The organism is Pseudoalteromonas sp. OF5H-5, from assembly GCF_021530695.1.
GTDB lineage: Bacteria > Pseudomonadota > Gammaproteobacteria > Enterobacterales > Alteromonadaceae > Pseudoalteromonas.
In genome coordinates, this window is the sequence record NZ_JAKGBF010000003.1 from 415,099 (window position 1) to 421,323 (window position 6,225).

The window sequence follows — 6,225 nt, forward strand, 5'->3', positions numbered from 1 at the left end:
ACACTATTAAACTGCATGATCATCAACTGCTTTTTGAAGAAGAGTAGCTAACTCAAAAATGAACTCCATGTCTTCACAGTTCGATTCATAGCTTAATTCTCTTGAAGTAAGTCCTCTATGCGCAATTTGATGCCGAGATAATAAGATTCCATCAAGCCTTTCCTTTGCTTGAACACGTGAAAAATCTTCAGTATCCCAACAAGTCGTAACTTTCGTTAATCCGAAAGTATCTTTAAGTAATTGGTCAATATTTTTTGTATTGGGAGTGTTAAACCTTTTCAGTTTATTTTCAACATTCTGAGCAAGTAAATCGTCTAAAGGATAAGGCCCGCTATAGGACTTTATGTCCGTAAATTTTCGACGCACGAGAGACTCAACAAAATCTTGCCAATACGCAACCAAATGAAACACGTAAGTTTGGTTTAGATATCTAATTTTGCTGTCAAACTTGCGTGTTGTTTCGATGTTCAAATCATTTTGAATATGCTGTACGTACTTTAACCTCACTAACTGGCGGCTAAACATTTGTAACGGAGACTTTCTTAAATCAACTTTCATTTAAAACCTGCAGAATGCAATGGCGGCTAACGCCGCGCTCTACGGAAAATTTGTCCGATAGCAGTGCTTTGTTAGCTGTCGTCCGCTTGCGCCAACAGCCTCGACTAAAACAACGATTATCCAAGAATTCGTAATTCGCCAAGACAAATTATAATTCAATTGCTAAGATCGCCAGCAGAAGAAGTGCGACCAAAAATCCTATCATGAAGCTGTATTCTTTTTTTTTATTTGGTGTCCACTGCGGTTTCTGAGCCAGCGAGTCTACATGCTCACTTGCGAAGCTTCGGAGTTTCGGATATTTCTCCACTGCTGAAATCATGTCTTTTATATTCGAGAGTGAGTCAGACTGAAGCGACTTCATCATAGCTCCAATTCGATTTTCTATCGTGTTTTTTTCACCTATTGAATCAGGCAAGCTTGATTGTGCTTCTGGTGGAAATATTAAAGGCTCGCCCTCATCCAGCAACTGAAGAATCGTTAAAACAACAGTCCTACCGGATTTATCATTCCCTCCTCGAATTGAAAAAGAAAGAACGCTTCGCTTAGAATCAAGTCGTACATATTGTGCATATACAAAATCTTGCTCTATATTAGCCCGTAGCAACGACTCTGGGATTCCAAGCACAAAGCAATCTGGAAGCTCTCTTAGCGGAATATCCTTACAAACACTGACCGGCATGGGCAATGACATACCATCACCCCACACATTTATCTCGCCGGATTGATAAAAGTCGGGAAGAAGAAACAAACACTTCATTCTGGATGCTCCTGACTGTAGATACGAGTCAGAGCCCCATCGAATAGGCAATTAAATAAATCTTTGTCCACCATGCACATTGGAGAGACACCACTCAGAGCCGAGGAGTTGAGATCAAAAATTGACTTTGCTCTGCTCTCCATCTCTGCTACGTGTATATTGAGTTCGCTTTCGATAAATTCTCTACGATTATCAACAAGCGATGGAATTTCTAATACTTTGTCGATTTTGTTCAGTAACAGATGTACCTTGCCCCCCGCCTTGAACTTGCTTAGATTCGCCCCAAGCCATTTAAGGTCATCTCCAATGCGTGAGTGATAGATGTCATGAAGATCTGGATCATTCAACCGTTCCATATCCACCAGATAAAAGATAAAATCTGCATCACTGCAAGCCTGAGACCAATACCGAATTCGCTCATCAACCTCCCCGCCCACATTCACTGATCGTTTGCATCTAAGCTCAATAGTGTCAAGACCTTGAATATTACGCTTTACCGTAAACGAATCTACTTTTTCCGTCCCTCTGGTTTGGATATGTTCTTTAGGTGGATCTTTTTCGAGCAGACAGTCGTAAAAACTATTTTTTCCAGAGGCAGTAGCACCTATGACTGCAATCGTCTTTCCATTCCACCATATCACAAAATCCTTGATTGCCTCAGGGGACTTCTTTGCCTGATCTATTCCCCAATTTGCGAGCTTGACCAACACATCAAATGCCGGTTTTGCTATAGCAATAACGACTCCTGCAATTATTTTCTCTTTCATTTCTGACATATCACTTATCTCTATTGTCCGCGTGACAATTAATGCACGGTAGGTATTATTTCACGTATTGCGATACCAAGAGTTTAATAAGAATCTTGCCACCCTGTTCCGTCGCAGTCATTACAGAATACCTTCTGACTTCCACCACAGGCAGGGCACTGCTCAGGGCATGACCCGCCATACTCCATTGGGCAATCTGCTTCTCCACTGCCATTACAGTTGCCACACACCTCCCTGTCATCATCATTATCGGATGCATCAAGCTCATCACCTATAACCGTCATATTTCATGAAATATCTCCATTGGTGGTTACAAGCTAACGCCGCATTAAGGTGCGAACAACGCTAAACACCCAACCTAAACCACTAAACCTTAAACACTGAAACCTAATTTAAACTAAAATTGCCAAGCGTTGTGAGTCACTCTTAAATGCTTTGTTATGCCTCATCTGGGATGATAACTTCGGCCAACTGACCTGCAATTTCTTCGATACTGTTGATAGACGTGTTTAAAGCAACTTTATCAGCCAACGCTGGGCTAAAGTTAATTACGTCTGTTTTTGTTACTTTATGCCAAATCGGAAGGATCATTTTATGACCGTCCATTTCTCTAGCAACCATTGAATCTAGTTCATATTGAGTCCAGTTTTTTGAACAAAATGACGACGATAAGATTACTGTTCCAAATCTTGACTTCGCTAAACCATGATCAATGCTTTTTCTCAAGCTATCACCAACTTTCAAAGTAAATTCGTCATACCATACCCTTACACCCAAATTTTCAAGAGTCTCGGCTAAAGGTCTTACAAAATCATCTTTGTCTTCCGATGCGTGAGAAATAAACAAATCATATTCAGCTGTGAGCAATGACTTATTTATCATATTTTCTTCTATTGTTTCTTGTATTTCAGCTGTCATTTGAATTTCACGTTGAAGCTTTTTTTGAAACGCTACTTGCTCTCTTTGCTGCTGTTTTTCTAGCGCCTGCAGTCTTTTTCTCTCACGTTCTTCCGCCATAGCTAATTTCTTACGCTCTTTTTCTTCCTCTTTTGCTAAATCTTGTCTGAGCTTCAATAATTTACCACTCTTATCAGCTTCTGTTTTCGCAAGTGCTGCTTTCTTGGTATGGATTCTTGCAATCTCGTTTTGCTTTCGAACTATTTCGCCGTGTTTTGATTTGAGCATACTATCGCTGGTATTTTTTGTTATGGAACGATTGATTTGGTCAATTCTTTTTAAACAATCTGATTCTTTTTTCGTCTCTAAACTAATTTTATGTGCAATATCAGCCAACTCCTTTTGGGTTCTATTGATATTGCTTATTAAGGTTGCAATTGACATACATACTCCTTTAATTAGATAAATCTGAAGTGAGGCATAACGCCCAACTCAGCGGGCAATTGAAGCGCAGCGTAAATTGGTTCGCTGCAGTTGTTTGTTATGAGTCACGGCTTGCTCACTGTAATAGTCATGCCCGGTATTATCCCGACTTCTTTTAGCCCACGACTATCGCTACATGGCACACCAATTTTAGTTTTTGTAATCATCCTAGAGTTTTTGATGACTTCACCCTTGTCGTTTCTAAGCACCCAAGAGTGACCATATTCAAATGGTCTTACATGCTTTTCAATTAGGAAAAATATCTCATTAGTTAAACTGTCGAAAGAAGAAAATGCAACATACGGGAGATCGAAAACATCACCATCATGACCAGTTAGCGATCGAGCATCGACAGTAATAAATGCGCTTGTTTTAATTGATTCTGTTATTTTTTCAGCAATGCTTTTCTTGCTCTCCGCACTTGGGGCACCATCAGAAGCATTAAGAACTTCGTAGACTTTAGCCTCTATAACTTTTTCCATCGAAGCAATGCCTTCCCTTTGTGACTTGCCACCATTTGCGCTTTCTAGAAATGACTCGTCACTTTTGTAGTCAGATGGCGCGTAAAGAGCCCTGTGGTTCCAGTTTAGTGTTGCAAAAAACAAAAGAACCAATGTGAAAGGGAAAAGCATCAAGAACCATATATAAAGCTCTTGGTTTTCTGGATCTATGAAAGGGAGAACCCCTGTACCGCTTATCTCGGCAACTCCAGCAAATATTGCGATCACTGACAAAGGGTTTTTAACTATACCTGTATTATTCATTTTTTAATCCAGCGCCGAATATTGATAAGACTCATAACGCTTGCCGTAAACGGCACAAAATAGCAGGCTAAGATTAGCGACGAAGGAGCACAGCCTGCTGTTTTGTGTCCTTTGTTTAACGGCCTTGCTAGCACTTTTTAAGCATTACTTACCATAAACTTACTAATAGCATTAACAAACGCCGCTCTATTTTTCTTTTGTATCCATGACTTGTGAGCATAAGCTGCAAACCATTCATATGGATCGTCTTTTATTGATTCAGCGTTTATTAACTTTTTTAGCATTAACAAATGCTGTTTATTCCATGCCCACAAATTATGCCCTCGTGCACTTACTTGGTAATAAAGCGGAGGTAAATCCTCATAAGCTAAACCGTGTACTCGGTATGTACAACTTTCACATAAAACCATCCAATCATCAGTGTGCCAAGCTGTATTGCAATCTCCCGCTATTATCTTATCTGCTGACTCAGACTGTTTTCTAGATAAGCACCTACCATTGCATTTCGGGCAACTTAGATGTAGTAACGTAGGCCTGGAACAATGGTCATAACGAACGTGATTAATACCCGATCCTGTCAAGGTGCCTCCTAAGTGCTAACGCCCCAAGCAGCGGTGAGAAACATTAGCGGGCTTTTTGCCCGCGAAGCGGGTATGAAAAAAAGCGCGCCAATGTTACGAGTCCGGCTGACTTGGTTTGTTAGTTTTATTTTTTAAATGTTATAGAACATGAAAACAGCAATTCCAATTGCAACTGTAAACATTAATATTGCTATACGTTTAGACCATTTAAAGGTCGGTTCACCTTCTTTCACCCGCGTCCACTCTGTTTTTAAAACCTGCTGAGATAGACCTCGAAGTTCTTCAACCCCAGAACTTATTTCATTCCATTGTTTTTCTTTCATCAATTTATTAATTTTATTCAAGCTTTCGGTAAGGTCTTTAGAATAAGAGCAGTTATCATTTGGATTAAGTCGGAGAATAATTCTCGTATAAGCTTCAGAAGTTGCTGTATGTAACTCCTTTACATCTGAGAGAGAAAAATCCGGTTCCTGTTTTTTTTCTTTAGCCAAAGCTATGTTTTTTTTAACATCCTTCATTGTCATTAGCTTAGATATGAATTGCGAAAGATCTTCTCTTAAAGAATCTATCCACTGTTGCCTGAATTCAGATACTTTTTGCTCTTTGGCTAATACTAACGAAACAAATGAAAATAAGCCTGCGATAATCGAGGCAGTTACCACACCTATTGGTACTAGACTATTTACTGGTATTTCCACTATGGGGTACTCCATAAAACTAACGCCGCCATAAGCGGAAAAGTAATTGTTGGCTATAATGTGAAGCGGAGCGAAACCGAGCCAACTATTACGGTTCCGCTCTTCATGGCTTTGTTATGTGTTTATGAATTGCCAGCAATTAAACCAATTACTACAATGACTAACGCAGGTATGGGATATTTAACTGCCAAATTAAAAACACCACCAATAAGGTTACGTAATATAGAAAAGTCTTCAATCCAAGTACCGCAATATGGGCATACAGAATGATCTAAGCTCCCTTTATCTGTAATTATTCTAGGAACTATTTTACGAGAGCATTCCGTGCATTCAATTCTATCGTCTCTGCGTTCTTCTTTTATAACTTTTGATATTATTCTAGTATTTTTTGCTCGAAATCCTTTTGCCGATTTAGCTGATTCAAAGTCAACTTGGTCACCATTATCAGGAAGGTCTGCCCCAATAATATCCTGTACATTAAAATAATGATCATCACCGAGCTCAGAAGTAATAAAACCGTACCCTTTTTCAGAGCTAAACCATTTAACTTTTCCTTTCACTAGAACCTTTCTCCATAGTGACGACTATACACATAACATTTTAGTATTTATGCGACACGCAGTTTGTGTTGCATAATCGCTTGTTGGACTGAGCTGCTACCTGCTCGGTGTGACAGAGTTGGTGTTGTTTATGCTATAGGAATTTGCTTTTTAGAGGCTC

Annotated in this window: 9 protein-coding genes; all 9 read right to left on the bottom strand. The window is 39.5% G+C overall.

Going from position 1 to position 6,225, the window contains the following annotated elements; translation table 11 throughout:
- Positions 1 to 6: 6 nt before the first annotated feature.
- The 9 genes from L1271_RS06685 to L1271_RS06725 all read right to left on the bottom strand — a co-directional run bounded on the left by L1271_RS06685 (position 7) and on the right by L1271_RS06725 (position 6,065).
- Positions 7 to 558 carry a HEPN domain-containing protein gene (locus L1271_RS06685; RefSeq protein ID WP_235367410.1) on the bottom strand — a complete coding sequence of 184 codons (552 nt, stop codon included), beginning with the start codon at positions 556 to 558 and terminating at the stop codon, positions 7 to 9.
- A gap of 148 nt (positions 559 to 706) precedes the next feature.
- Positions 707 to 1,315, bottom strand: a complete 609-nt coding sequence (locus tag L1271_RS06690; RefSeq protein ID WP_235367411.1) for a hypothetical protein — start codon at positions 1,313 to 1,315, stop codon at positions 707 to 709.
- A complete protein-coding gene (locus L1271_RS06695) occupies positions 1,312 to 2,091 on the bottom strand; it encodes a GTPase domain-containing protein (protein WP_235367412.1) in 780 nt (259 codons plus the stop codon). Before L1271_RS06695 ends, L1271_RS06690 begins: the two co-directional genes overlap by 4 nt.
- A 74-nt stretch (positions 2,092 to 2,165) precedes the next feature.
- Positions 2,166 to 2,366: a hypothetical protein gene (locus tag L1271_RS06700; RefSeq protein WP_235367413.1), complete on the bottom strand. Its 201-nt coding sequence runs from the start codon at positions 2,364 to 2,366 to the stop codon at positions 2,166 to 2,168.
- A 154-nt stretch (positions 2,367 to 2,520) separates the two neighbouring features.
- Entirely contained in the window at positions 2,521 to 3,423 is a 903-nt protein-coding gene (locus tag L1271_RS06705) for a toll/interleukin-1 receptor domain-containing protein (RefSeq protein ID WP_235367414.1), read from the bottom strand.
- Between the two features lie 104 nt (positions 3,424 to 3,527).
- The gene (locus L1271_RS06710; RefSeq protein WP_235367415.1) at positions 3,528 to 4,226 is read right to left on the bottom strand and encodes a hypothetical protein; all 699 of its coding nucleotides are present in this window, start codon (positions 4,224 to 4,226) and stop codon (positions 3,528 to 3,530) included.
- Between the two features lie 137 nt (positions 4,227 to 4,363).
- Positions 4,364 to 4,807 (bottom strand): hypothetical protein, encoded by a 444-nt coding sequence (locus L1271_RS06715; protein WP_235367416.1) that lies wholly within the window; start codon positions 4,805 to 4,807, stop codon positions 4,364 to 4,366.
- Between the two features lie 131 nt (positions 4,808 to 4,938).
- Positions 4,939 to 5,505 (bottom strand): hypothetical protein, encoded by a 567-nt coding sequence (locus L1271_RS06720; RefSeq protein ID WP_235367417.1) that lies wholly within the window; start codon positions 5,503 to 5,505, stop codon positions 4,939 to 4,941.
- Positions 5,506 to 5,627: 122 nt separating this feature from the next.
- Complete coding sequence (locus tag L1271_RS06725; RefSeq protein WP_235367418.1) at positions 5,628 to 6,065, bottom strand: cold shock domain-containing protein; 438 nt, start codon at positions 6,063 to 6,065, stop codon at positions 5,628 to 5,630.
- Positions 6,066 to 6,225: the final 160 nt, after the last annotated feature.